The sequence below is a fragment of the Cryobacterium lyxosi genome (assembly GCF_004403345.1).
Taxonomy (GTDB): domain Bacteria; phylum Actinomycetota; class Actinomycetes; order Actinomycetales; family Microbacteriaceae; genus Cryobacterium; species Cryobacterium lyxosi.
On record NZ_SOGT01000008.1, the window covers coordinates 280,600 to 306,673 of the forward strand.

A 26,074-nucleotide genomic window follows, 5' to 3' on the forward strand; every position below is an offset into this window, starting at 1 on the left:
CCCTACCAATTCGTGCGCGTGCGTTCCTGAGCCACCACCTCGTCGCGGTCTACAAGGCGCCGCAGACCGGCAAGCGGCTGGGCCATGCGGTGATTACCGCGAATGCGCGGCTCCACCCGATCCAGGAATGCCCAATATCCGGCCGTGAACGGGCAGGCCTTTGGCCCCAGCCGAATTTTCGGATTGAACCGACAACCCCCACAGAAATCGGTCATCTTCGAGATGTAGGCGCCACCGGCGGCGTAGGGCTTCGTCGCGACAATGCCGCCGTCGGCGTGCTGCGACATGCCGACAACATTGGCCGGCATGACCCACGGTGTTCCGTCGACGAAGGCATTGATAAACCAATCCGACAGTGCTGATGGTTCGTAGCCTCGCTGCAATGACCAGTTGCCCAGAATCATGAGGCGCTGAATGTGATGCGCATATCCGGTGCGGGAAACCTCATCGAGCACGTGGCTCAAGCACCGCGCTTCGACGGCGTCACCATTCAATTCCAGAAACGCTGGCGGAAGCGGCTCGTGGGCGCCAAGAAAGTTGCTCTCCGCGACGTAGTTCTCGCCGAGGTGCCAGTACAGGTGCCAGACCCAGTCCCGCCAGCCCATGATTTGGCGTACCACGGCCTCGGCGCTGGACAGCGGAACCTGGCCGGAGTGGTACGCCGTTACGACCGCGTCGACGACTTCCTGCGGATGCAGGAGGCCCAGGTTGAGCGGGACGCTCAACCGCGAGTGGGCCATCGTGCTATCCCCGATCAGCGAAGCATCCTCGAAGGGCCCGAAATTCGACAGTCTCGTTTCGATGAAATCATCCAGCGCCGCGAGCGCTTCCGCGCGGGTGGCCGCAAATCGGCGCGGGCCATCTGTTCCGATCAGGTGCACTCGGCCCTCGGCGACGAGACGGTCAAGGTCTCGGCGCACCTCCTCGTCGATGTCGTCTTCGACCGGGGCCCACGGTTCGGGCAGGCCGAGACTGGCCGCACGCTTCGGGGGCGGCTGTCGATTGTCGTGATCGAAGTTGAAGCGTCCACCCTCCGGCTCAGGGCCACGCATGAGTGTGCCGGTGGTTGTGCGCACGTGGCGGTAAAACTGTTCCATCACGAGCCGGGATGCGGGCCGGCCGTCGGCCCAGCCTGCGAAGTCCTGCTCGCTCGTCACGAAGCCTCGACTCGGCAGAACGGATGCCCCCAGCTCTGCGACCAACGCGCGTGCACCCCACGAGGTGGGGTTGATCACCTCGAGGTCACGACCAGCAAGCGCGTCGCGGTAGTGCTCCGCTCGCAGAAACTCGACGCGATCGCCCAGCTCGCGCGCGCGGTGGCGGAGTGCGCTGAGTATGAGGTGGGCTTTGGCCCGGTGGTACGTGCGTCGCCCCAGCACGGCCGTCGCCTCGACCAGCACAATCGGCCCACCGTCGTCGAAGTGCGGGCCGAGCTGGTCGGCAAAGAGAAAGCGCGGCAGGGACATGCTGCCGATTGTATCCCCGCCGCTAAAAGACACAAAAAACCCCGCCCGACAAATGTCGAACGGGGCCCAGATGTGCGCCCGAAGGGATTCGAACCCCCAACCTTCTGATTCCCACTCGAAGAGGTGCCGGTAGCTACGGTTAGCGACTATTGCCACCTAATGTGCTGGTGACACGGCCTCTACAAGGGTCTAACAGCTGTCATCAACTGCCGTTGATTGCGGGACGCAAAGCGGGACGCAAAGCGGGATTACGGGGTGCCGAGACCCTCTTCGGACGCAAAACGGGACGTAAAGCGGGACTCACGGGCGCTAGCAAATTGCCAGCGTTACCGTCCCGACCGGCGAACTTACGGGATGAAATGAGCCCCTTGCACGCTCACTGCGCCTAGACCATCCTCGGGCTCAGCGAGCACTCCCATTTCACGTCGACATCCCGCCTTATGGTCATTCATCGGCCACGATGTCGAGCGCGGGCAGCGAATTCACAATCTTGACCGTTTCAACGCTCACAGTAACTATTCGCGCGAGGAGGTCGAGAATGTAGCGCGGATTTCCTTGTTCTTCGGCCCAGTCATTCGGGTCGTTGACAATGCCACTCGGTTTATCTATCTTGACTTGGTATCTTTCTACAATCCAGTCGACTGCCGAGCGTGACCCGAGCATATATTTATGTGCTTCCTCGGGAATTCCCGACACAGTTATCTTCGCGTTGTAGATGACCCTTGAACGGTCCTTCTTTGTGCCAACGCCTGGGTATCGCATTTTCACAACTCGGAAGTCAGCGTTCGCCGTGACTTCCTCGTGGAGAGGATACATATCAACGGTTTCGTACCCGAGGTGCAGCGCGGAGAGCCTTCTTCCCGCCGATGCGAATGCATCGAAGTCCTTGACCTTCGGAACACGAGGCAGCATCTTTTCTAAGTCAGGTGCAAAGCGCTCCCGGTATTCAGTACTGTGCAGAAGACCGTATACGTAGAAGAAGATGTCTTCACTACTAATATCGTCCCCATACCTGGAGCGGTAGTTCGAGAGGGTTTCGTCGGTCACGTTGTCTTGAGTCCGGTACCGCGAACCATCATCGTCCAGCGCGTCGAGGAGGTCACCGCTGGTCAAACGCTCGCTAAAAGTAAAGCGGGGAAAAAACTGCCCGCTCCCCGACCCCCACATCGCTAAGTCCGGCATCTGGTCGACCATCAGCAAGGAGAATGGGTGCCCAGCACCCGGCGCTGTCACGTAAAAGCCAACATTGGCAGCACCATCGGGGAAGATGCTAGGCATCTGCCCAACGATGTGGTTCATCGGTCTGTCGAAGTAGACGTGCTCCTTCGTAAAGGGACGATACGTACCGGTCACGATTCGGGCGGAGGAATCATCAATTGGTTTAGCAGCCACGAGACGGTTCTTCAAGCTCAGCGTCCAGCTTATTTTCTTTGGGTCGAGGTCGATGAAGTCTGCAACGGCAGACTTTCTATTACTGTGGTCGCGGGCGGAAAGGTGGTGCTCAAATTTTCCTAATTGCGCGTTAAAATTTTCGTACATCCGCCGGGCATTTTGGTCAACATTGTGTCGGGAAAAATTGTATACCCAGGCATCTCTGCCAGTCTCAAGGCCCCTCGAATAGTTCTGAAATATAGTCGCAGTCCCGTGCTTTTCTCCATGTTTTGAACCAATTGGATTGAAATAACCGAATCCGGCGTCCCGTTGATTTATCCAATCCTCAGCGGCGTTCGGGGTTATCTCCCGCCAAGGCACACCCTTTACGGACTTCGCGTCTTGCAACAGCGCGAGTTTCTGCGCCTTATTCAGAAAGTTTGGCGCCTCAAAGTAGCGAATAGTCGTCCGTTTTGAACCTCCCGTCCGCTTGACGAGTACGAAAATGGAAACCCCAACTCGCACGTCAAAGACGTTGCCACCTTCCTGCCTCGCTTCATCACCGCCCGTACGGGAGTTTCCTCGAAGATTAAGGATATATATGCGTGAGAATTCCTCTCGAAGCGTTCGCCTCATCTCCGCTGCTACGTTGCTATCAACGAATCCATTGTTAGTGACAAAAGCAACGACGCCGTCATCACCTAGGCGGTCCGCGGCCCAACGAATTGCCCGAATATATGAATCGTAAAGACTGTGGTTTCCGCCACGGCCTCGTCCGGCTGCATACGTGGCTCGGATTCGGCCGTCCAGGGACGGGTAACTGACATTTTGGTTACCATCATTGCCCGACTCCTGGCCCTTGGAGTAAGGCGGATTGCCGATAATGACACGGATGTTGTTTGATTTCTGCGCTTGGACACGTTCGTTATTTTCGGGGAACACGGCCATGCCCTCAAGCTCGTTGACGTCTCCCCCCTCATCCATCTGGAAAGTGTCCGTAAGCACGATTCCCTTGAATGCTTCGTATTCACCACCAGCGAGGGCATGATAAGTTTCCTCGATATTAATGGCCGCCACATAGTAGGCGAGGAGAACCAACTCGTTTGCGTGCAACTCGTAACGAAACTTGTAAGCAAGGTCCTCAGACCGAATTAACCCTGATTGCAGCAGTCGGACAATGAACGTTCCGGTGCCCGTAAACGGGTCAAGGACATGGACGCCTTTGTCGCTCAGGCTCGTACTGAACTCCTCTCGGAGTACGTCGTCGACAGAGTGGATAATGAAGTCGACAACCTCGTTCGGTGTGTATACGATGCCGTGTTTCTTGCTTGTAGATTCGAAAGCGTTCTGGAAAAACGTCTCGTAGAGTTCTTTGATAATTGACTGCCGGGCACTGGCATCCGGAATTCCGGCTGCTCGGGTGCGGACTGAATCGTAGAACTTTTCCAGTTTCTCAGTCTCCTGATGGAGGTTCTGGTCTTCGAGAGCATCGGCCATTACCTGCATCACGCGCGAGACGGGATTGCTGTCGGAGAAGGCATAATTCTCGAAGAGCGCGTCGAAGACTGGTCTGGTAATGAGGTGCTGCGAGAGCATCTCGATGGCGGAGGTCTCTGTGATGGATGGGTTGAGGTTGTCCTGCAACGCTTGCGTGAATGTCGTGAACTCTTCGCGGAGTTTCGCATCTGAGCCGTCAACGAGAGTGCGAATGCGGGTCATGTGGTCGGAAGCGATGTCGGCGACGTCCTTGGCCCAGTTTTCCCAGTAGCGCCGTTCGCCGACTTTCTGGACAATTTTGGCAAGGATGGCGTCGCGCCACTGGTCGATGTTCGGGAAGTCTAGGGTGACGCTATCCCAGTCGTCTTGGTCTTCCTTCCCTTTGCCTCCAATGCCGATGATGGACAGCTTGTCTTCCGTGTTTTTGGTCAGGTCTATTTTGTTGACCATCGCGTCGAAGCGCTCGTCATGGGCTCGGAGCGCTTGGAGCACCTGCCAGACGACCTTGTACTTTTTGTTGTCTGCAAGGGCTGCCTCAGGCTCGACATCGCCAGGGACGGCGATGGGGAGAATGACATAGCCATATTTTTTTCCGTCAAGCTTGCGCATCACACGGCCGACAGCCTGAACTACGTCGACCACCGAATCCCTGGGGTTCAGGAACATCACTGCGTCGAGGGCTGGGACGTCCACACCTTCAGTGAGGCACTTCGCGTTGGTTAAGATTCGGGCTTTTCCCGGACCGGCGTCTTCTTTGAGCCAGTCAATCTCTTGGTTACGCTTCAGCACGTTGAACGTGCCGTCCACGTGATGGACCTCTGTGCGGAGCAAGTCGCCGGAATCTTCGTCGAGGGCCTCAATCTCAGAATCAACGACCGTTTGAAACATCGCGGCTATCTTCTTTGATTCCTTGATATTGCGAGCAAAGGCGACGGCGCGTTTCATGGGTTCCGGGTCGAGGGCGAATTCTTCAGGGCCGAGAGCGCGCTTTGACAACCCGTTCCAACAGCCGACGATTTTCGCCGCGTCTTCCAATTTCATTTCGTTGTCGTCATCTGCGAGCATCCGCTGAAATCGGTTGCTGATGTAAGTCTCGTCGACGGCCAGCACCAGCACCTTGTAGTCGGTGAGGCGCCCCATGGCCACTGCATCAGCAAAGCTGAGGCGGTGGAATTCTGCGCCGTAGAGTTCGGCGTTCGTCATGTCGGCGAGGACGGCACCGACTTCCTCCGCTTTTGACCGACTTGCGTCTGCGTAGATGCGCGGGGTCGCGGTCATGTACAGGCGTTTTTTCGCCTTGATGTAGCTCTGGTTGTGCACTCGCACGAATGCAGACTCATCGTCTTCAGCGAGTGTGACACCTGTTGTTCGGTGCGCTTCGTCGCACACAATGAGGTCGAATTCGGGGATGCCTTGCCCTTGCGCCTGCGCTACGACATCAATGGACTGGTAGGTGGAGAACACCACCGTGAGTCCCTCAAATTCTGAGGGAATCTCTGAGAATTTCTGTAACAGCTTCGGTGTATTCGTCGTCGCCGGAAAGGCGAGGTCGGTGACCGGAATGTCTTCCTCATTTTTGCGCTTTCCGACACTCACATCGGAGCACACGGCGAAAGAGCGCAGCGGCACCGCGGATTCAATGGTCCACTCTTTGAGCGTCTGGGATAGGAGCGAGATTGACGGAACGAGAAAGAGCACTGTGCCACCGGCGGGCACTAGCCTTTCGGCTAGCTTGAGCGACGTGAAGGTTTTGCCGGTACCGCACGCCATGATGAGTTTGCCGCGGTCAGCAGTTTCGAATCCTGCGAGAACCTTGGAGATTGCCGTTTCCTGGTGCGGATACGGCTGCTTCGGTGCTTTTTTTGTCAACTCGCTCGGATTCTCGATAGAGAATTGCGACCAGTCAATCGCACTATCGTCGAGGTCCTGCACGCGCATCCGCATGACCGGCGGGTTCTGGCCCTCAACAGCTTCCTCGGCGTTAGGACCCCAGTTGTCTGTTGTCGAGATGATGAGACGAGCAGAGAACTCCGCTTTACTTGACGCGGCCAGGAACGAGTCAATGTCTGGCTTCGACAACGGGTGGTTGGGCGCGTAGAACTTGCATTGAATCGCCGTCAGCTCCCCCGTGTCCCGTGTCCTTGCCACGAGGTCGATGCCCGTGTCCTTGCGCCCGTGCCGCTCCGGGTAGTCCGTCCACATCCATACGTCGCTGTACAGCTGCGCGTACTGCGGCTCCAGTTCGAGGTAGGAAAGCATGAGCCGCTCGAATCGGCCGCCTTTGTCACGCTCATCGAACGAGTGCGTTCGCAGTTGCGTCAGGATGTCATGGATGCTCGTTGTCAACTTGTGTCCTTTGTAAGTCCGGTGCTCCCTCCGAGGCTATCGGCTGCGCTGGAGCCAGACAGCAAGCAAACTACTTACTCCTCCCCAGTTCGGGCGCAGTGCCCGCTTCCACAGGTTCTGCTGCGTGCCCCCCTCTGGGGTAACGACAAAGGCCATGCTGAGCATGATTGACCGCACCTATCGATAGGAGTTGCAATGACACCCACGTGGCTCAGCCACTATCAGGAGGGCTTCAGAACGGCTAACGGCACGTCGTGCGTCATCCAGGACGAGGTTTGCTCCTTACGCACGTGGGATTCTCCAGCCGATGCAAGACAGGTGTGGGCGGAACGCGGTGACTTCGACGACCCACGAACGGTTCCGTTTCGTAATGGCAAGATTCAAACCGACGACGTTCGTGGTCGACCTGAGTTTGAGTATCTCGGCGTTGTGTCTATCTGGCGGTCCATAACTTTTATTGACGCCAGCCTGCCGGCCAGTCAGGGCAAAGCCGGGGTTCGCCCGCCGCGCAGTCACGAGGCGACTACGCGGCCGACGGCTCCTCACCGGGCCTCAGGGGAACCGTAGGGGTTAGGTCAGGTGGGCCCCGACCCTTCTCATGTCTCAGTTGCTATCCGCGACGGTTCCGTGAAGTAGGTCCGCGACCTGTTTCAGGGCCTATTCAGTGGACTTCCGACGCGAGAGGTTGGGAGCGGGCGGGCAGCTGCACCTGCCCGCCCTGTGCTTGTATATGCAGCCGGCGGCGAAGGTTCGGTTAGGGAACTCGGACACTATGGCGCGGTGAATCTCCAGGGTTGATATTTCCGTAGGCGGTCGCCTTAAGCCGTTGGCAAGGTTCACGGCGCCCTGCGGGTCGGTCGAAGTGATTTCCGCCAATAAGCGTCCGACTTTGCAAAGTCGTATGGCTGAGGACGGGGATATTAATGAATCGAACATTTGTCTCTTTCATTTTTGAGCAACAGGCCTTCCGACACGTTGACTCGGAGACGGCGATAACGAAGCCGGAGCCGGAACCGGCTCACTCGTTACCCTGCGGCGGGTTGCCTGCGGCCTTCACCACCCCACCATCCGACCCCAGAGACGGCCGCGACGAGTGGGCGACAGCTTGACGAGGACCAACACGACCACCGGTTGACCGCCCGGCGAGCGCGACTAGTCACCGTTATCCCCAATGTTTGAGCGGTCTAAATCGGAAACTGACCAAGTGACCATATTTTTCTCATGAAATACAGAACTTCTCCTCACTGCTCCGCTGGATGTCTTATCTGACGAACGTCTCAGAGGTCCTGTCGCGGGCCGACTCTCCCCGATGGACTCCTGGTCGGTTTCGTCGAGCATCCCTGTCACCGCAACGGTCTGGGGCTGACCATGCCAAGAAACGTGTTGGTCGATGGTGGGCTGCTCTCGCCCGCGCAGGGCCCCCGGGGGCATTGCGCAGTTAGAACCGACCAATATTTCGCAGAATGTGCACCTCGTCTCAGGGGCGCGCATAGACCCGGCATGAATAACCAACGTTTATTACATCCCCCCGTCAGCGATGCCCCCGAGGAACTCTCGGTACGGCCGACCCCTACTACTCCCCCTACGGCACGTGATGCCTGGGAGACCCAATACCAGCTTGTCTGGGGTGAACACCTCGACGAGCTCCCTGAGACTGCTGTTCTAAGCTTCACAGCCAGCAGCGCGCACCAGGCGTGGCGTGTGCTCGGCACCGCCCCGGTGCACTCGTCCGATGCATGCTGGAACGTCATGCGCGCCGCCGTAGAGCGGGGCGACAGCGTCTACGTGGGCGTCGGAGTCCGCAACCCCGGTACGACCAGCCAAGGTAAGTCAACAGATGTCCTCTGCCACACGGCTCTAGTCGCCGACCTCGACATCAACACCGGAACACATGCCTCGGCCAACCTCCCGACTTTAGGGGAGGCGCTGCGCTGGGTCGCCGGTCTCCCGCAGGAACCCACGTTGGTTATTCACTCCGGCGGAGGGCTCCACGTTTGGCAGGGTTTATCTTCACCGATTGACGTCAAGGACGGCGGGAGCGGTGAAGCGCTCTATTCAGGGTGGGCGGACTACTGGAAGGAATGCGCTAGCACCGCTGGCCTCAAGGTCGACGAGGGGCCGCTGTCGAACAGCGCCTTAGTGCTGCGCGTCGCCGGGAGCCGCAACCATAAATACGACAACTCCACTGTGCAGATATTGACGTCTTCCGGGCACCTCCTTGACCTCGCAGAAGCCAGTACAGCCTTCCCAATCCGAGAACGAACAAACCCGCCCGTAAAGCTCCTGACAACTCCCGGCCTCACCCACAAAACTCCTGAAGGTGCGAACGACACCCGTCCCGGAACTCTCTTCGCCCGTGAAGTGACGCCTGAGTCCCTTCTCGTCGCCCTCTACGGCGGCGTGCAGGAAGGGGGCACCCTCAGGTTCCCTCGTGGGGATAACCCTGGCAACCCGAACACACACATCTACGTCGAACCCGACGGGACGCACAAGGTGGTGTTCTACGGAGAAACAATGGCGAGAATGTTCGATGCAAACGGCCATCAAAAATTCAATTCGTTTGATATTTTGGCTCACCGCCTCCAAGTTGAGAAGTCGCAGGCCGCAAAATACGTGATGAAATTTCGGCGCCCCGATGGCACGTACGCGCCACTGATTGAATCTCTCACATCGCCGGAAACGCCTCAGTCGGGGATACCCGGTGCGGCTGCTGAGGTGGGGGCAATGGAGAACGTGCGTCAGCACGACACTGACCTGACCAACCGTCCGGTGCCCGCTACGGTGCGCGCCGCGATTGAGACGAAAACCACCCTCGCAGTCTTCCTTGAGGGCGGGGTCGTGGTCCGGCTGGGAGCCAACCCGGAGATACTCTTACGAAGCTCGCGGCCTGGTGAAGACGGCAAGAAAGTCGAGTATCTGCAGCACCTCACCGCGTGGGTACCGTGGATGACCGGTACGCACGAGGTCTACGAAGTTCGGGTAGATGGTCGGGTGCAGTCAACGCAGGAGTCCGAGTTCTTCCTTGAAATTCTCACAGCCGGCGGGCGCCGCCATACGCTGGCAGACCCGCTCAACGAAGCGACAGTTTATGACCTCAAGAAGTTGCGCTCCCGCTTCCATCGCGCAGCGATAACTCTTCCAATTCCGGCCGCGCACCGCGCTCACATCGAAAATGTCATCAGCACGCTCGGCGCGGCAGACCAATCCAGGGACGCGCGGATTGCGTACTCAGCGATGGGCTGGGCTCTCGTCGACGGAAACTGGACATATCTGGCACCAGCAGGCTCGGTGACCGCCGCCGGCATCCGAGACCTTGTCGTTGCGCGGCCAGGCGCCCGAGACGGAGAAGGCCTCCCACCCGCGATGGCCAAGGTTGGATTTGACCGCATCCCCGCAGGAGATGAACTTCACGAAGCCGCTGCTTCGATTGCCGCCTTCAAAGCCATCATGCCGAACAGCGACGCCCCATGGATAGCGCTCGGCGCGCTCTGGTCCGCAGTGCTTCCGCAGGACAAACACACGACTCTGGCTATCCGTGGCACGACTGGCGGAGGCAAATCCGGTGTCATGGGTGCCCTGCAGGCATTTCAATCCGGCGCCGGCCCAGCAGCAGGCGAATTCACCGCTTCCCTCATCACCCGCCCCTCAGCCATTGGCCTGGAAGCGCGCGCAGCCTGGTCACGATTCGCCCTCGCCACCTGGGACGACCACCGCATGAGCGGCACGGACGCGGTCGCGGATGCTCAGGCCGCTGCCCGAGTAGAGACACTAATTCAGCTGGGAATCGGTGCCGAAACGGGCGCCAAGTCGAACGTGGGTCGAGGCATCGCCCAGTCCCGCGACATGTCCTTCACCGGAGTACTGACGTGTGAAGAGCTCCCACGCGGTGGCGCTGGCATTGTGAACCGCTTGGTCGCTGTTCAGCTGGAGCCTGGAGATGTTGAACTGACCCCTCGTGGGACCAGCGCCTTCGACTTGTTCATCCAGGATTTCGCGGACAGCGGGAAGGCGCGCGCGCTTCACGCCGCGTATCTGAGGTGGCTTGCTGAACGCATGGACAACGCCGACGGTAACGGCCTGCGCTCGCTGCATCGTGAGGTCGAGAAGGAGAAGAAGGCATGGCACCCCGAGAGGGCAACGCGTGCCGACGTCTCCGGCTCGACTATCGCGGTCGGCTGGCGGATGTTCCGTATCTTTGCTCGCTTACATGAAATCGAAGACTTACTCCCACCGGAGAAAGAAGTCGATGCTGCGATTGTTTCCGTGGTGAACGCCAACGCTGGGCTCGCTGCAGACGAAGACCCGGCGCTCCGCATTCTTTTGGACATCCGCGACCGTCTCGGCAGCCGCGGCTACATCTCTGGCGACTCATTTAGGGTTCCCGGAAACCACCAATATCGCCTTGGGTGGGAGGCCCAGCGCGAGGGCTACTCACACGGCAACAAGCTCCACCTCGGCACGATTACACCCGATTTCAAAAACGTAATCATCTCCCGAAACGCTGTCAAGGAGGTGGCGAAGTCGCTGGGTATCACCACGGCACCAGCGGCCCTTTCCAAGATGTTCGAGAAGCATGCTCACCCCGATTCCTTCACGGGCAAGCCGTCGGCCCGATGGGGTCTCCCCTCGCGCCCCCGCGGTTTCATCGTCTCGTCAGACGTCATCGTGAACTTGCTGACCGAAAGCGCAGATGCGCAACAAACGGAGCCCGACGTTTCCGCGTAACCATCGATGCGCGGAGCGCCGGCCCCCCGCCGGTGGCACGCGCTTGGAGCAAGGGGGGCGCCTAATCGGCGCCTCCCTTGCAGCAGCAGCACTCATAATTCCTAAGAAAGAAGAAGCCATGAATTTCCAAAAATATTCAAGTGTGACCGTCCCCCGTTTCGACGTGCGATTGAGCACGTCACGACAGAGCGGGCCTCGCTTACGTTGGCGGCCCACTCGCGAAAACGCGCCGTTTTCAAAAACGTCCACGGGCTGGTCCTCCCCCTGGCTCATCTCCCTCGACGTCTCGAATGGTGCGTGAAACCATGAGCGCACAACTCTCCTTCTCCATTTACCTGACCAATTGCGGAACCTCCCCAATTTTCTTCGATGATGGACGCTATCTGGGCTACCTCAACATGGATAACCACGGCGCGAAGCTCCATGCCCGCATGAGAGAAGACCTCACGTCGCAAGGCTTTGAGATACTCCATTCCAAGGCCCACGGCACCCTCAAACACCGCGGCCTCCTGCGCGTCACAGTGCGATGGTGAACCATGCCCGCACCCACGCAATCGCGGCGCGGTACACAAGCTGGGGCCAGCCGGTGCTCAATACGGCGGTAGCCGCTTCGCGGCAGTCCCCACGACCGGACGATGCGTCAAGCCCACGACTTCGAACTGCAACGTCGCGAACACAACGGTCCCTCCGATTGACAGACCACCAGGCTCCCGCTCTCCACAGCACTGGCCTTCCGGCGCAGTCTGAGCAACCACGGGCGCGCCACCCAGCAACGGTTCTACACCAACGCTTCACCTATCGTTACGCCATGCTCGGCAATGCGTTGCGGCGCTCCCGAGCTGTCGGCCGAGTGGTTCGCTCCAGTCAGCACACATGGAGTCTCAGCACGGACGCCAAAGCAACTCTTGCACGCCTTGAAGTCCACGTCTTTAAGTCGATGAGTCACCCGGCGAGACCTTGAAGCATCATCTGACGAGTACCTCAGCAGTTGCAGGGACCACACCTCGGAAGGCTGACCGCTTTGGCGCCGCGCTCAAGTTGCACACGACGAAGAACCGGCTGCCAACCAGCTGGTTCACAGAGCACCGCGTCAACCCACAGAGCCACGCAGGGGACACCCGCCACACACCCGCCAGGACGGCGACAAGAATTGGTGGGAAGGGCGGACCGCGACATGAGTGCAGAACGGGCAGTATGCACTCCGTTCTCGGACGTTATGCAGCCATTCTCCCGGCGAATACTGGCGGCGCTATTCGGCGTCGCGCGCGGAAACCGTGTGAGGCCCTTAAGGGCCGGCCATCCCCATAAATCCAGCCTCTAACGGCTCTTGGCGGGTGGAAAGCTGTCGGCTTATCGGCACCGCGCATAGACACACGTAGGCAGCGACAAACGTCGAGGCCCATGCACCGCCGGGAGGCAGCGCCGAAGACCGGGCAACCGCCCGGTCTTCTTCCTCTTGAGCATCGGAAACCTACATGACCATCATCACTTCGCCCACGACCTCGCAGGAATTTGACCGCCGCGGCTTCAACACGGATGGAATCCATCGCGTCACTGAAACAATATTCAACACACGTGTACGAACTCGCGAAGGTGAATCTCCTCGCCAATATGGAGAACGCATCGCAACCGAACAGGGACTCTCCCCAACCGACAGCCGGTGGAAAGTCGCAATCGCTTCCGTGGCCTTGCGTGCCGGGTTGCGTCGAGGGTACGCCATCCATGTTTGGCAGGAAAAGGAAGGCGACTACCTCAAGCTCAGAGTCACGGGAAACTCCTTGCCTCTCGAGATGAGCCTCTGGGTTGGCGACGGCGAGGAGCCGCTTATCGGTACCCCACCCGTGCGGCTCATCCCAACCATTGAATCGTTCGTCCAAGACTTCACCCGGCAACGCGTTCGATAGCTCACGGCTAGTGCACCCGGCGCCATACCCGCCGGGTGCACACCCCTTCGCGTACTGAACGCGTCTCCGTCCTTGCCTTCTCGTCAGTAGTCTGAGGAGACCATGGGGATTCACAAAGAGCTCGTTACCGTCCATCACGGAGACGCGCGGGACGTGCTGATTGACTTCGCAGACAATTCTTTCGATGTACTCATCTGCGACCCGCCGTATGGCATCGGTATCTCAAAAAACGAAACCACCAGGCCGCATTGGGACGGCTCCGACAACGCCGCATTCGACCCCGACTTTTGGCGCGAGTGCGGTCGCGTTCTCAAGCCGGGCGCAACACTCGCCGCCTTCGGCCACAGCCGCACTGTGCACCGACTCACAACCGCGATTGAAAATTCCTTTAGCATCGTCGACACCATCGCCTGGCTACATGGCCAGGGTTTCCCGGCCGGTAACCGCAGACTCGATACGGAACTGCACCGCTTGGGCGCCCATGACCTCGCCGACAGTTTCGAAGGCTGGGGAACGATGCTTCGCCCCGCGTACGAGCCGATAGTTATCGCGCGCAACTTATCCAAACGCGGCTCGTTGTCCGAGAGCATTTCGGCTGGAGGAGCGGGCGGTTTCCACCTCGACGCCGTCCGAGTTCCAACAGCCGACGCTCGACAGCGCACCCACGGTCAGGTCTCTCCGACCGCGACCTGGCAAGTGAATCGTCCCGCGAGCAGTCGCTCGACTCCGCATGCGGGCGGCCGCCACCCCGCCAACGTCATTCTCGAGCACTCCGAAGCCTGCCATGATGACGCTTGCGCGCCCCAATGCGCGGTCGCGACCGTGCGCGCACAGGGCGAAGTAGTTCGCAAACGCGGAGAAGATGCATCCCGCTTCTACGGAGTCCTCCATCATCCGAAGGCCACCTCGGCCGAGCGACCCGTCGACGGCGTCATCGCTGGGAACGCAGTCAAGCCGCTCACGGTAATGGACTGGCTCGTCAAGTTGCTAGCTCGCCCAGGAGAGTTAGTACTCGACCCTTTTGCAGGCACCGGCACGACGCTCGAGGCATGCGCCCGGGCAGGCGTTCGGTCCGTCGGAATCGAACGTGAATCGGAATACGTGGCCTTGATAAAGCAGCGTCTAGCGCGAGTTCTGTAGGCACGATGCTGGTTGAGTCTTGCGTGCCGACGATTGAAAGTGACACCTGATTCGCGAGGCGCGCATAGAGCCGACGTGCATAACGAAACGTGCCACGCTCCCATGCCGTGGGTGATTCGTTTTTCGACCCCTCTGCTGTAGGCCGCCATCGAGCTCTCGGCCAGCCGCGCCTCGGCAGTGATTCGGGCGAGCCAGAGGCCGGTAACAAAACTCGATGGTGGGCGTGACACCGCACTCAGGCGTTGTGGGATACGAACGCGCAGCGTGGCATGGAGAGCATCGAAGGCGGCACGCTCCGCGGCGGCCGCCTCGACCTGGCGTGTGAACCCAACCGGGTCACGGATTCGCGTGAACGCCCGCCAGCGGGTTCCGCGCTGAGCCGAATTGATTTTGCGGTGGCCGCCCAGGGGCAGCCGCACGTTCGGGGACGCGAACCCCCTGCTATCTGCCAGCGGTTTGCTGCGACCGCGCATAGAGAGAGTATGGAGTCCCCAACCGCGCTTGTCGTTTCGGCATCGCAGCCGCTCAACGAACGGCTGCAGGTCAAGTTGGCCGATGACTGTGGTTGGCTGCCCATGGGCGGCTTCGGTGAGATGGTCAGCGTTTTGGCTGGGCTCGGCCGCACCCCAGAATTAGAATTTGCGTTGTTCCGCCGCTCTGACCGGCCGTCACTATGGGCACAGGTTGTCGGAGGGTCCGGACGCGGTTACATCGTCGAAGTCTTTCAGCCCGGGACCGAAAGCGCGTTCGGTGAGTCAGGCTTTGTGGCCGGAGTACGTCTCAATATCCTCGGGCACACCACGGTCACCTCATCCATGGGCCGGGATTACTGCGGCAGGCCCGGGCAGGTGATGCACGGTGATGATGCCGCCGCCGCTATCCGCGCCTGGCTGACGCAGGCCGCGGCTGCGCCGGGACAGGACCTCTCACCCATAGAACGCGGCGGTCTTCCATGCTCACACCCACCGCGCATAGACAGGGCATGAACACCGCCGCGCTTACCCAGTTCACTCTCATTCTCGCCGGACCGGCTCAGGCAGCCGCAGCTTGGGCCGAAGCCAACCTCGACGCCGACACGCGCTGGCTCCTCATCGAGAACGACACGGACGCAGTGGGCGCGGCGGCAGCAACGGTGAGAGTGTTTCGGCTGGACGACGCGTCGGTGTCGGCGTGATTGAGACGCTACTCATACTCACGCCGGACTGCATCGGTACGCCGGCCAGCGCGGAGGCCTCTCGGGAGCGGGGTCTGTTCTTCAGCGCGCAGACACCACTGCTCACTGTCCCAAGCCCGATAGCCGGCAGGGAGACAGCGCTGACCTTGATTGGGCGCGCCGGGGCGGTCCCTCGCATCGGAGTCATATTTTGTGACGATGGGTGGAGGGGTGTTCCGCGGTGGTCGCGAGCCACAGATTTGCATTCGGTGACAGGGGTGGACCTGGCGCACAGTGTCGATGCCCGGCTTGAGAGTCAGGTGGAAACGATTGCGCACGGCGACGTGGTCTACGATGCTTTCGCCAGGCGGATGATGGAGATAAAGGCGTTCCTCAAATCCCAGGACGAAGATTTTCAACCATCTCGAATCATCCTCGTGGACCGCATCGCCGCCATGACCGAAGACGACCTCGACGCCTGCGTCGGACACTGGCGGGGGCCGACACGTCTGACAATTGTTGACCCCGGGCCATGGGCCGGCTTCACCCAAGCCACGGCGGCTCAGCTTGCAGAGCTGATGGGCCTAGCCCCTCCGGCACCTTCCGGTCATTTCGTCGAAGCGGCGGGTTTCGACCCCGACCCGGACGAGTTGTTCTGACAAACACTCACTTCAACCCCGCACCTTCGATGAGGTGCGGGGTTTCTTTTTTCGTCAATCTAAATCATCGTTAACACCCCTTATAGGGATGGTCGGGGCATCTCCGCTTTTCGATAGTTGACCGCGCATAGACAAAGGTATGGAAACGCAACTCGAAGCCGCAGGCACTCAGTTAACTCCCCGACAAATCGAACTGGTGGAGGCGGCGCTGCTCGATAGCAAGGCCGCGAACACCAGGGCGACTTACGCCAGCGCAATGCGAACATTTAGCGCGTGGGGTTTGGCGAACGGTCAGCCGGTACTTCCGTCGAACCCAGCGACGGTCGCGGCATTCTTGACTGAGCTTGCCGACCAAGGTCGCGCGATGAGCACTATCACCGTGGCATGTTCATCCATCCGCGATAGCCATGTCAACGGGAACTTCAGGGACCCGACGGGCGAACGCGGAGTCGTAGTTGTGATGGCCGGGCTTCGCCGCCGACTCGGAACCGCGCCGCGTCGTCAGGCAAGGGCCTTCGATGTTGCGGAACTCAAACGTATTCTCGGAAGCATCGACCGCAACTCGACCGCCGGCAAAAGGGATGCCGCACTGATACTGCTTGCGTACGGAAGCGCGATGCGGAGAAGCGAACTCGTGGCTCTCAAGCGCGATGACGTTCAGTTGTCGTCTGAGGGCGTTCGCATAAATATTCGCCGGTCAAAATCGGACCAGGACGGGCGCGGCGCGACGGTCGGAGTATCCACCGGCGAACACCGCTCCACCGATGTAACGAGAGCCCTTAGAGCGTGGCTCGGTGTTCGTGGCGGGTCAAAAAGCGACCCGGTCTTCGCAAGGGTCAGTCGAACGGGGACTGTACTTGCCGGTGGACTCACTGGTCAGAGCGTCAACAACATTCTCAAACATCACGCGGCGGCTTCCGGTGTGGAAACACAGAGCTTGTCTGCGCATTCCACGAGAGCGAGTCACATTTCCGTGGCGGTGCGCGCCGGCGTATCGCTGCCTGATTTGATGCAGACGACGCGACATAAATCAATGGATACGCTGCTCGGGTATGTGAGGGTATCGGCGGTGTTCGACAACAATTCCGGCGGCTCACTCGGCCTCTGAGGCAGGCGGCAAACCCAGGACGGCGCGCAATTCAGATGCGCGTTCGGCACGTGTGACCTCACCGTTTACCCAGCGCATTGCTCTGGCCTGCGCATCCGCGCTGAACGGGATGCCGCTCGATAAAAATTGGTTCCACGACGCTGATTCCCATGCTTCTAACCGCCGCGCTTTCTCCTCATCGGAGATACCGCCGTCTGTCATTTTGGCTCCTGCCCACGGTCGTCAAGCGCCTGCGCCCTCACGAGTTCCATGAGTTCCATGAGTTCCATGAGTTCCATGAGTTCCATGAGTTCCATGAGTTCCATGAGTTCTTCCATGCTGATTTCGCCACGGGCGTGCCGCATTGCAAGCATCCGCGTGTCGGCCGGCATTGGCTTTCCAGAGAGCGCCCCGTTCCACGAGGCGGCGGTCAGCGCCTTCAGCCGCCGCTCATATTCTTCCGGTGTTGACAGGCCGTGGTCGGTCACCACGCCCGTGCCACCTCGGCTGATGCCATGCCTTTTCCCATGCTGTTCGTGCCGCCCGCGATGCTGCGCCAAGGTGAGGTGGGAGAGGTGCGGTGCATTAGGGCGAAACGAATTCCTTCTTGCGCGCCGATGACCAGCCTCCCGTAAAGGATGGCATCGGCTTTCGTCATGAAAGGGACAATGAGCGACCCGATGCTTTCGCTCGCGGAAGATAGCTGAATGCCGAACGTCTCATGCTCCATGCACTATCTATGCGCGGTGACCTGAGAGAATGCGACCAGCGGAAGCGCAGGGCTGCTGGCATTCGGTGACAGAGGGCAGCTAGCCGGCTCAGCGGGGCTGATATCGCCGCTGTAGCCTGTGGGAATGGCCCGAATTCATCACCACCTCGCAAGGACGCAAGCGGCTTTCACACACTTAGAGCCTGTGGAGAATCGGACATCGCTGGTTCTGAAACATCATCAGGTCGAAGCTCTTCGGTTAGTTGTGGACCTGCAAAGTCACTTGCGGCGAGAAACGGCTGACCTCGTTGCCGCTTTGGTGGGACGTCAAATGAGTTGGGACAAAGTGGCAGAAATCGTCGGCCTCTCTGGAGGCGACGACGCTCGCCGTCAATGGGACCCGACGTTTATCAACCAGGCGACAAAAAAGACGCCGGTACTGCGAAAGCTGACCACTGTGAGGCGGACCCGCCCCTGCTATAAGCCAGCCGATTTGCCCGGATTGTCGGTGCCTCAGACTGCTACAGCCCTCGGTGTGTCAACGAGCACGGTCTATGCCCGCATTGCCCGCGGGATGCTCGTGACTATTGAGATTTCTAAGACGCACACAGAAGGTGTGTGGCTGCGAGTCCTTCACGTCGCTCCACCAACGGTAACTTAAGCCACTAACTAGCGAATGTCCCGAGTTAACCCCGTCATTCCGGCCATTTCGCTGTTCGGTGAGCCTGGAACAGACACCGACTCGTCTTGCTGCGCATAGAGCGTATTGCACCGGTACTCCCACCGTGCAGTAACTCCAACGTTTATTCGCAGAAAGTAGACCAGAAATGTTTAGTGAACTTGAGAAGGAATTTCCCGGCATTATGAGCGCAATTCAGGTCGCTCCGCCCGTGCTTGTTGGACTCGACTTTGCCGAGATGGACGGAAGTACCAACGCCAATACGGCTTACCTGTCGAACGTGGCCACCGTGCTGGCCAAGCGAATGTTCGTGGACCCGTCCAGAGCCATAGAGACAGTTAGAAATAGTCAACGTGACCTGCTCGAGAACCGCGATATTGGTGTTGATGTTGACTCCGCTGCCTATGGCTGCGCCCTCTACCTATGCATCGAACACGCCGACTATGCCCCCAAGTTCATCGCGGCAGTCCTCCCGGCTATTCCGTTGGAGCATGCACGGAAGCAGGCCGCGCAAATCCTCCGCGCTCACGGAATCCTGTAGTCACGGGTCCCGGCAGATGTAACCAGCTGCTATCTCCTTGCCACAGACACGCGTTATGCCCAACCGTTCGGGCCCACCAATGCGGTCCCATCCGTCACCGCATTGGTGGTTCCCTCATGGCTGGTGTCGATACCGGCCGGCCATGTGCCCACGCTGACGTACGTACGCGCATAGACAATTCGACGGGCACGGCTGGTGCTCGAATGAGGAAGGTTTGACAGAATGAACGCTCTGCTCCTTACTGTACTGAACCTGTTCGTTCAGCCGCTCTCCGCCGCAGCTCCTATGCCCCACATGGTTGAAGCGGGAACCATTCATACCCACCGACACGCCACAGCTCACCAACGAATCTAGCCCCGCACCCGGCGAGGGGACGAGGCTAGATGTGGGAGTTGTTACCAACCGGGGTCGCAAGTCCAGTGGATAGCCCAGCCGTCCGATGTCTCCCATGTCTCGTAGCCTGCGTTGTCCAAAGGCGGCATAAGAGTTGAGCCGTAGCCTACTGACTGTCCGCCACCGGTGCCGCTGCACGCGCTGCCACCAGCCTGAACCTTCAACGGGCGCCAGTTCGACACAGGAGCCGTTCCAGCGGAGCTTCCCCCGCCAGCACTCGTCCCCCCGCCGGCAGAGCTTCCGCCACCAGTAGCAGCACCTCCACCAGTAGCAGTTCCGGCACCGGTACTCTTGCCTGCGCTGGAACCTGAGCCGCTGTAGCTGCGGGGTGCAACCGCCTTTGCTGCGGCTTCGGCAGCTGCCTGTGCGGCTGCTGCTGCTTCGGCGGCGCGCTGTACTTCGACTGCGACGTGGGACGCGCTGGTCGCTGCGGCGGCGGCGGCGTAGGTGCTGAGCGCGGTGAGTGCATCTGCGTCCTCGAGAGACACCGCGGCGATTGCTGCGGCCAGTGCGTCGCGTTCAGGCGCTCCGGCTGACGGGGTTCCATCAAGGCGTGCCAGGCCGGCGACGGCGACGGATTCCACCAGGGCGGGGAAAGCATCGCCCACGGCGGTCGTGGCGGTGGCGAGGTCGGCGGAGAGTACGGTGACACCTTTCAGTTCGGTGCCGGCTGCGCTGGTGAGCTTCTCGAGCGCGACGGTGGATTCACGGATGCCGTCCGTCGTGGCATCGCTCTTGAGCGATACAGCCTTCGGGGCGCTGACGGTTTCGATGAGAGCGCCCGTCGCCAAGTCAAGGCCCTGGGCCTCAGCGATGTCGGTAGCGGTTGCCGTCAGTTCAACACGAGCCGCTTCGAGGGCGACTCGTGCGTCAGCGTCGACCAGGCCGTCGGTTGCGGCGACAAGGGCGAGAACCTGCGCGTCCAGAACAGCGGCGGCAGCGAGTTCTGCCGTCAGGTCGGTATCAGCCTGCGCGTCCTTCTTCCAGGCGGCAGTCAGCGTGTCTGTTGCTTCCGTGTGTGCGGTGAGGGCGCTGGTGTGCGCCGCTTCCTGCACCGCGGCGACGGCAGCGAGCCCGCCGAACGTCCCACCGGCGACAAGGATAACTGCCAGAGTGCTGGCAACGATGACCTTCCGGGCCTTACCGATACCGCGAACATTGGCGGCCTGAGCTGCCGCAGCGTCGCTCAGACGAGCGAAGACACCGGGCCTCTGCGTCGGAATCTCGTCAGAGATGTCGATGTTCATCATGTGCCTTTTTCTCATTTCAGCGATTCCTGCTCAACCGAAGTTCCGAGTGAATCCCAGAGCAGCGGTGACCTTGTGCCAGAACTGGTTGCCACACACTGCGACCTTGCGCGGTACGACAACGGCCAGTCGTGGGGCACGAACGTCCAGCCCCACTGGGACCGGTCACCATCCCGTGTCGCAGGTCCAGTGGATGCCATAGCCATAGCCTGCAATTTCGTAGGTCGTGTAGTTGAAGTTGTCGACCGGCGGCATCAGCGTACTTCCGTATGTCACTTCCTGGCCTCCGCCGGTGCCCTGGCAAGGTAGACCACCGGGTTGAATCTGAATCGGGTACCACGGCTGGTCGCCAGTCAGGTAGCTCCCACCGCTTTTACCGGTCGCCGCGCCACCATCCGCTGCTCCACCACCGTCGGTAGCCGTTCCTCCATCTGAGGAAACGCCACCGCCAGACGTACTTTTACCAGTACCGCTATAACTGCGGGGTGCGGTTGCTTTGGCTGCGGCTTCGGCCGCTGCCTGTGCGGCTGCTGCGGCTTCTGCGGCGCGCTGTGCTTCGACTGCGACATGGGAGGCGCTGGTCGCTGCGGCTGCGGTGGCGTAGGTGGTCAAGGAAGCGAGGCTGTCAGCGTCACCAAGAACGGCGGCGATTGCTGCTGCGAGTGCGTCGCGCTCGGCCGCTCCGGCGGACGGTGCGGCGTCAAGGCGTGCTTGACCGGCAGTGGCAACAGATTCCACCAGGGCGGGGAACGTGTCGGTCACAGCAGTCGTGGCGGCAGCGAGGTGTGCAGAGAGAGCGGTGACGCCCTTCTGCTCGACGCCAGCGGCGCTAGTGAGCTTCTCAACGGCGACGGTGGACTCGCGGATGCTCTCCGCGGTCGCATCGCTCGAGAACGACGGTGCCTTCGGGACGGTCACCGTTTCGATGACCGCGCCGGTCGCCAGGTCCAAGCCCTGAACGCTGGCGATATCAGTGGCGGTAGCTGTCAGTTCAACGCGCGCGGCTTCCAAGGCTGCACGGGCTTCCTCGTCGACCAGGCCGTCGGTAGAGGCGACGAGAGCGAGAACCTGCGCGTCCAGACCAGCGGCGGCAGCGAGCTCAGCAGTCAGGTCGGTGTCAGCCTGCGCGTCGCTCTTCAGTGCTGCGGCGAGCGTGAGCGTTGCGTCCTGGTGTGCGGTGAGGGCGCTGGTGTGCGCTGCTTCCTGCACTGCGGCGACCGCGGCGAAACCGCCGAAGGTTCCACCGACGACCAGGGCAGCCGCCAGGGTGCTAGCGAGGATGACCTTGCGGGTCCTACTGATGCCGCGAACCTTGGTGGTCTGCGTCGTGGCGAACGCGCGGACCTTTGCCGCCACGCCGAGTATTTTCATAGGCACAGTCACAGCAAAACCCCCGTTTTCTTTCTGAGGGTAGTGCACCGTGTGCGACCTCAAAAAAGACCCTCGGGATTCTCTTCGAACCCGGCCAGGTCGGCGGTATGTCCCGAAGGCGATGGGTCGTTTAATTTCAGCGCCTGGCAAACCTGTCGGACGGAGCCCATCGTCATCCCCACCCATGGCCCCGGGTCTACTAAGACCAATTCGACGCCCGGCCACCCGCCGCGGCAGTGCAGCGCGGCGAGTTTCTCCGATTCTCCATCTGCGAGCCGCGCCTCGCGGTCGACTATCACGATGCGCTCGGGACGAAAATCATCGTCTTGGTGCTTCAAGAACGCACCGACTTCGAGCATCCTCCGACCAAAATAGTTGAACTGGGTCGTGCCTGCATTCAGGTCCATTTCAGACTCCAACCGAGCATCCACTGACCTGCCATGTCGACCCCCGTGACGGAGTGCAAGTCCGTCGGGCGCGACCAGCGGGGCTCATCGGCGTGGCCGTCGTCAATAAAAATGATTCCGATTCCAGGTACTGCGCCGGCGCGAGCCATGAGCGTCAAGGCCATCTCTCGTCCTTCAACGCCGCCTGCCGGAATTGTGAGCACCGACGTCTGGGCGCGAAAAAAGAGAGCGCGCTCAATAGAAGAGTCGGCGCTACTCGGGAGCCCGAGCGCCCCCGGCGTCATGATGAGTAGTGACTGAATCACGCGGCAATCACCTCATCCAGCCGATAGACCCTCAACGCCGTGTCGCTCTCAATGAGCAGCCAGCACGCCTCGGCATCTAGGCATGCTTCTGCCCACGCTGCGGCTGTCTGAGCGGGTCCAGAGATAATGACCGAAAAGTTCGAGGTGTCCATGCACCGTTCTATGCGCGGTCGAGAACAACGATGCTGGCGCCGCCACGTCGGCGCCGACCGCACCGGTGTAGCGCCGGCGGGTGCGGCCGGGCGAGGTAACCCTTTGCGCTCTTGCAAAATGCCGGCCGAAGCGACCTGATATGAAGCGGTGTCCACCGAGGACCCAGACATTGAGCTATGTGAGACGTGGGTGCCGGAGCCCCTGCGATGCCTCAGGATACTCGTCTAGGAAATCGTAGAGCGCTGCGGAATACGTCGCGGTCTTTCGGATTGTGTCGACAAGGTCGGCAACGACGACCGCCCATGCAAACGCACTTCTATTGTCGACATTCTGAAGCCGCTCCCGGACGAGGACTTGCCTGACTGGAACTGCGCGCGCGGGTACCCGATTCCAAATGCGCCCATGATGGGCGCAGATATTTCGGAGGACCGCAAGGCTGTGGAATGTCCCGGGGGCAATTGTTCGGGGCAGACTCAGAGACTTACCGACCGCGTCGACAACGGCCACATTTTCAATTAAGTCGAACATCTGCGAGAGGGTGCCGAAGCTAAGAGCCTCGACGGCAGCCCAGATGGGTACACGCTTACCCTTTTTAATGTGGTGGCTGATGAACGGTTCCTTCGAGCGTTCGAGTTCACGCGAAATTTTTTCTACTAACCGTTCACGGAGGTCCGTCCCGTTTTGGGTGAACTCCTGCAGGTATGTCGGCCTGTCGAGATAATCGCACGGAGTGGTGAGACGAGTAGCTAGTTCATAGGCGAACCTGCCCCTGAACACGACCTCAATTTCGGCAAGCCCATCGAACAACAGTCGGGACAGTTGCAGGTCGAACTCATAAAGGTCACGAATCTGAGCGAACGACGTGCCCGCTCGATATCGGTCGTCCCCCCGACCTGGCGCAATTTGAAAATAACGAGCGTATCCGCTGAACCGGTAGTAGTTCGTGCCATAGAGGAACAACCTTGCCGCAGTACTCGTGGCATCGTCATCGCCCATGACAAGGCCCCGAGTGCGGAGGAGTGCTACCTGTTCTGCAAGATTTAGAGCGTTCTTCACTGAGCTCCCGTTAACGAAGGAACCCGCCGGTTTGAGGAAGCTTTCGCTCTAGCCTTGGCGGGGGGTGTTGTATTCAACATAGTTGGAGAAGCTGACCGTTGTCCATTCGCCCGGTGAACCGTCGTGGCGATAATGCCGACGAGTGGCGGTCCAGAGACAACGGACACCTCCCTCAGACGCTGCGCATAGAGCTTGGGTAACGGCCACTAATGGTCGTTGCCGGCTCAGTCCCGCACGACTGTGAAAGGCACACCATGCCGACCTCAATTAATGACCGCCTCATGACCACCGCAGAATTACTTGACTATCTCCAAGTCACGAAATCGACCCTCTACACCTGGCGCAGCAGCGGTCGGGGACCTCGAGCTTTCAGCGTCGGGAAGAATTTGCGCTTCCGCCGCAACGAAGTGGACTCGTGGCTTGAAACGCAAGTGGCCGCCTGATGGCGCGACAAGGTCTCCTCGTAGGGACGCGTGGGACTGTCAATGTAAGTCAGGTCAAGCCAGGTCGTTTCCGCGCGCGAACCCGATACCGCGATTCCGACGGAAAGGTACGCCAGCCGGCTGCCTACGGCAAAAGTGCGAGCGCCGCTGCGCGTGCACTCGACAAGAAGTTGCTCGAAAGGCCTAAGCGCGCGTCAGGGTCATTGCAACCAGATGCTCCCTTTCGGGAGGTCTGTGAGTCCTGGTACGCGCGCATTCTCCTTGAGGGTCGATTGGCACCGACATCACTCGTAAAGTATCGGCAAACGCTGGACAGCCCAATATTGTCAAGCAACACTGGACTCGGTGAAAGGGCCTTCTCGGAAATGAATACTGCGGTTCTGGACGCCTTCCTCCTCAAGGACGCGACGGAACATCCTGCCCGTGCCAAGCGAGCAAAGAACGTACTTTCACAGGTGATGCTTCACGCGATTCGTCATGACCTCATCCTCAGCAACCCAGTGCGTGACGTCGGTCGCCTCCCCAAGTCCGTGTTAGGAGACCCACGCCCTGCGACCAGCGAAGAAGTCGAGCGGCTGCGCTGGGCGGCGTCGGAATTCGAGGCAGGGAACCTCAGGCCTGGTCGACGTCCGACAATGCCCATCGGGGCGATAGTAGACGTCATGCTCTGCGGTCTCCGCCTTGGCGAGGCCATCGCGTTGCGCTGGGACGAAGTTGACCTCGACGCTCGCATTCCGCAAATTACCGTGAGCGGTACCGTTATCCAGCTGCCCAAAAGCTTTGATGGAGGTCCCACCGCTCGACGCCAGGACAAAACCAAAACTCCGCGCTCCCGCCGCACCATCGATGTCCCGGATTGGATTGCAGACAGGCTCCGTAGCCTGCCGCGTCGTGGAGAACTAATTTTCTGCACGGCGAGCGGCTCGGCGTACAGCCCCAAGAACGTCGCCCGCGCCTGGCGAGCCGTGTGTGTGGCGGCGGACGTATCGGGACTAGTCATGCACGGCCTGCGCAAGACTGCCGCCACGGTCACGAGCGCATGGGCGGGTCCTCAAGCCGCGGCGGATTTGCTCGGGCATGTGAGTGACAGACTGACAAAGGACAGATATATTGGGCGACGCGAATCGGTAACTGAGGCACGTGACGCTTTGGCTGTGCTGTTCAATGCGGGACGATAGCGGGACCTAGCCCAACAAGAAAACCCCGTCCAACAGGCTAAAAGCCTGATGAGACGGGGTTTATCTGTGCGCCCGAAGGGATTCGAACCCCCAACCTTCTGATCCGTAGTCAGATGCTCTATCCGTTGAGCTACGAGCGCATGTGAATCTTCCGAGCTGTTACTCCCGGAGACAACTTGAAAACTATACCAGCTATCGGGAGCGTTCCGTGCCGCTGCGGGGTACACCGCGCCCGGTTCCGCAG

Annotated in this window: 21 protein-coding genes and 1 tRNA gene; 11 read left to right on the forward strand and 11 right to left on the reverse strand. The window is 60.1% G+C overall.

Translation table 11 applies throughout. The annotated features are described in order from the left end of the window. Positions 1-2 precede the first annotated feature (2 nt). The gene (locus E3T27_RS07570) at positions 3-1,466 is read right to left on the reverse strand and encodes a cryptochrome/photolyase family protein (RefSeq protein ID WP_134572108.1); all 1,464 of its coding nucleotides are present in this window, start codon (positions 1,464-1,466) and stop codon (positions 3-5) included. 444 nt (positions 1,467-1,910) lie between these two features. Then, a complete protein-coding gene (locus E3T27_RS07575) occupies positions 1,911-6,680 on the reverse strand; it encodes a DEAD/DEAH box helicase (protein ID WP_241992168.1) in 4,770 nt (1,589 codons plus the stop codon). Between the two features lie 1,500 nt (positions 6,681-8,180). Here E3T27_RS07575 and E3T27_RS07580 point away from each other — a divergent pair. The 8 genes from E3T27_RS07580 to E3T27_RS07615 all read left to right on the forward strand — a co-directional run bounded on the left by E3T27_RS07580 (position 8,181) and on the right by E3T27_RS07615 (position 17,369). After that, entirely contained in the window at positions 8,181-11,405 is a 3,225-nt protein-coding gene (locus tag E3T27_RS07580; RefSeq protein ID WP_134572109.1) for a hypothetical protein, read from the forward strand. A gap of 290 nt (positions 11,406-11,695) precedes the next feature. Beyond that, the gene (locus tag E3T27_RS07585; protein WP_166786139.1) at positions 11,696-11,938 is read left to right on the forward strand and encodes a hypothetical protein; all 243 of its coding nucleotides are present in this window, start codon (positions 11,696-11,698) and stop codon (positions 11,936-11,938) included. A gap of 942 nt (positions 11,939-12,880) precedes the next feature. Then, entirely contained in the window at positions 12,881-13,309 is a 429-nt protein-coding gene (locus tag E3T27_RS07590) for a hypothetical protein (RefSeq protein WP_134572111.1), read from the forward strand. A gap of 102 nt (positions 13,310-13,411) precedes the next feature. Next, positions 13,412-14,449: a DNA-methyltransferase gene (locus E3T27_RS07595; protein WP_134572112.1), complete on the forward strand. Its 1,038-nt coding sequence runs from the start codon at positions 13,412-13,414 to the stop codon at positions 14,447-14,449. Between the two features lie 482 nt (positions 14,450-14,931). Beyond that, the gene (locus tag E3T27_RS07600) at positions 14,932-15,435 is read left to right on the forward strand and encodes a hypothetical protein (protein WP_134572113.1); all 504 of its coding nucleotides are present in this window, start codon (positions 14,932-14,934) and stop codon (positions 15,433-15,435) included. Further along, the gene (locus E3T27_RS07605; protein WP_134572114.1) at positions 15,432-15,623 is read left to right on the forward strand and encodes a hypothetical protein; all 192 of its coding nucleotides are present in this window, start codon (positions 15,432-15,434) and stop codon (positions 15,621-15,623) included. Before E3T27_RS07600 ends, E3T27_RS07605 begins: the two co-directional genes overlap by 4 nt. 257 nt (positions 15,624-15,880) lie before the next feature. Beyond that, complete coding sequence (locus E3T27_RS07610) at positions 15,881-16,261, forward strand: hypothetical protein (RefSeq protein ID WP_134572115.1); 381 nt, start codon at positions 15,881-15,883, stop codon at positions 16,259-16,261. Positions 16,262-16,400: 139 nt separating this feature from the next. Next, entirely contained in the window at positions 16,401-17,369 is a 969-nt protein-coding gene (locus E3T27_RS07615; RefSeq protein ID WP_134572116.1) for a site-specific integrase, read from the forward strand. Here the strand turns inward: E3T27_RS07615 and E3T27_RS07620 are convergent. Genes E3T27_RS07620 through E3T27_RS07630 form a run of 3 tightly spaced genes read right to left on the reverse strand, consistent with a single transcriptional unit; the run spans position 17,355 to position 18,078 of the window. Further along, complete coding sequence (locus tag E3T27_RS07620; protein WP_134572117.1) at positions 17,355-17,570, reverse strand: hypothetical protein; 216 nt, start codon at positions 17,568-17,570, stop codon at positions 17,355-17,357. The genes E3T27_RS07615 and E3T27_RS07620 overlap by 15 nt on opposite strands. Then, positions 17,567-17,839, reverse strand: a complete 273-nt coding sequence (locus tag E3T27_RS07625) for a hypothetical protein (protein ID WP_134572118.1) — start codon at positions 17,837-17,839, stop codon at positions 17,567-17,569. The genes E3T27_RS07620 and E3T27_RS07625 overlap by 4 nt, the downstream gene beginning before the upstream one ends. Further along, positions 17,833-18,078, reverse strand: coding sequence for a hypothetical protein (locus tag E3T27_RS07630; RefSeq protein ID WP_134572119.1), 246 nt, complete (start codon positions 18,076-18,078; stop codon positions 17,833-17,835). Before E3T27_RS07630 ends, E3T27_RS07625 begins: the two co-directional genes overlap by 7 nt. Before the next feature lie 842 nt (positions 18,079-18,920). On the opposite strand from E3T27_RS07630, the gene E3T27_RS07635 reads away from it, so the two are divergent. Continuing rightward, positions 18,921-19,277: a hypothetical protein gene (locus E3T27_RS07635; RefSeq protein ID WP_134572120.1), complete on the forward strand. Its 357-nt coding sequence runs from the start codon at positions 18,921-18,923 to the stop codon at positions 19,275-19,277. A gap of 395 nt (positions 19,278-19,672) precedes the next feature. Here E3T27_RS07635 and E3T27_RS07640 read toward each other — a convergent pair whose 3' ends face one another. From E3T27_RS07640 to E3T27_RS07660, 5 genes are all read right to left on the reverse strand, one after another. Beyond that, positions 19,673-20,920, reverse strand: coding sequence for a hypothetical protein (locus tag E3T27_RS07640; RefSeq protein ID WP_134572121.1), 1,248 nt, complete (start codon positions 20,918-20,920; stop codon positions 19,673-19,675). 162 nt (positions 20,921-21,082) lie between these two features. Then, positions 21,083-22,300: a hypothetical protein gene (locus E3T27_RS07645; protein WP_166786142.1), complete on the reverse strand. Its 1,218-nt coding sequence runs from the start codon at positions 22,298-22,300 to the stop codon at positions 21,083-21,085. Positions 22,301-22,347: 47 nt separating this feature from the next. Further along, the gene (locus E3T27_RS07650; RefSeq protein WP_134572123.1) at positions 22,348-22,695 is read right to left on the reverse strand and encodes a hypothetical protein; all 348 of its coding nucleotides are present in this window, start codon (positions 22,693-22,695) and stop codon (positions 22,348-22,350) included. After that, a complete protein-coding gene (locus E3T27_RS07655; RefSeq protein WP_134572124.1) occupies positions 22,686-23,000 on the reverse strand; it encodes a hypothetical protein in 315 nt (104 codons plus the stop codon). Before E3T27_RS07655 ends, E3T27_RS07650 begins: the two co-directional genes overlap by 10 nt. Positions 23,001-23,327: 327 nt before the next feature. Beyond that, positions 23,328-24,209, reverse strand: a complete 882-nt coding sequence (locus E3T27_RS07660; RefSeq protein ID WP_134572125.1) for an Abi family protein — start codon at positions 24,207-24,209, stop codon at positions 23,328-23,330. 281 nt (positions 24,210-24,490) lie between these two features. Here E3T27_RS07660 and E3T27_RS17325 point away from each other — a divergent pair, with 281 nt between their 5' ends. Beyond that, positions 24,491-24,652 (forward strand): helix-turn-helix transcriptional regulator, encoded by a 162-nt coding sequence (locus tag E3T27_RS17325; protein ID WP_198416499.1) that lies wholly within the window; start codon positions 24,491-24,493, stop codon positions 24,650-24,652. 365 nt (positions 24,653-25,017) lie between these two features. Next, the gene (locus E3T27_RS07670) at positions 25,018-25,830 is read left to right on the forward strand and encodes a tyrosine-type recombinase/integrase (RefSeq protein WP_166786143.1); all 813 of its coding nucleotides are present in this window, start codon (positions 25,018-25,020) and stop codon (positions 25,828-25,830) included. 67 nt (positions 25,831-25,897) lie between these two features. On the opposite strand, the gene E3T27_RS07675 is transcribed toward E3T27_RS07670, so the two are convergent. Next, a tRNA-Arg gene (locus E3T27_RS07675) sits at positions 25,898-25,970 on the reverse strand. Positions 25,971-26,074 lie beyond the last annotated feature (104 nt).

Bases quoted from the DNA above. Each gene is read 5' to 3' on its own strand.
- E3T27_RS07570 (WP_134572108.1), bottom strand. From the start codon at position 1,466: ATGTCCCTGCCGCGCTTTCTCTTTGCCGACCAGCTCGGCCCGCACTTC.
- E3T27_RS07580 (WP_134572109.1), top strand. From the start codon at position 8,181: ATGAATAACCAACGTTTATTACATCCCCCCGTCAGCGATGCCCCCGAG.
- E3T27_RS07585 (WP_166786139.1), top strand. From the start codon at position 11,696: ATGGTGCGTGAAACCATGAGCGCACAACTCTCCTTCTCCATTTACCTG.
- E3T27_RS07590 (WP_134572111.1), top strand. From the start codon at position 12,881: ATGACCATCATCACTTCGCCCACGACCTCGCAGGAATTTGACCGCCGC.
- E3T27_RS07595 (WP_134572112.1), top strand. From the start codon at position 13,412: ATGGGGATTCACAAAGAGCTCGTTACCGTCCATCACGGAGACGCGCGG.
- E3T27_RS07600 (WP_134572113.1), top strand. From the start codon at position 14,932: ATGGAGTCCCCAACCGCGCTTGTCGTTTCGGCATCGCAGCCGCTCAAC.
- E3T27_RS07605 (WP_134572114.1), top strand. From the start codon at position 15,432: ATGAACACCGCCGCGCTTACCCAGTTCACTCTCATTCTCGCCGGACCG.
- E3T27_RS07615 (WP_134572116.1), top strand. From the start codon at position 16,401: ATGGAAACGCAACTCGAAGCCGCAGGCACTCAGTTAACTCCCCGACAA.
- E3T27_RS07620 (WP_134572117.1), bottom strand. From the start codon at position 17,570: ATGACAGACGGCGGTATCTCCGATGAGGAGAAAGCGCGGCGGTTAGAA.
- E3T27_RS07630 (WP_134572119.1), bottom strand. From the start codon at position 18,078: ATGGAGCATGAGACGTTCGGCATTCAGCTATCTTCCGCGAGCGAAAGC.
- E3T27_RS07635 (WP_134572120.1), top strand. From the start codon at position 18,921: ATGAGCGCAATTCAGGTCGCTCCGCCCGTGCTTGTTGGACTCGACTTT.
- E3T27_RS07640 (WP_134572121.1), bottom strand. From the start codon at position 20,920: ATGATGAACATCGACATCTCTGACGAGATTCCGACGCAGAGGCCCGGT.
- E3T27_RS07650 (WP_134572123.1), bottom strand. From the start codon at position 22,695: ATGGACCTGAATGCAGGCACGACCCAGTTCAACTATTTTGGTCGGAGG.
- E3T27_RS17325 (WP_198416499.1), top strand. From the start codon at position 24,491: ATGACCACCGCAGAATTACTTGACTATCTCCAAGTCACGAAATCGACC.
- E3T27_RS07670 (WP_166786143.1), top strand. From the start codon at position 25,018: ATGAATACTGCGGTTCTGGACGCCTTCCTCCTCAAGGACGCGACGGAA.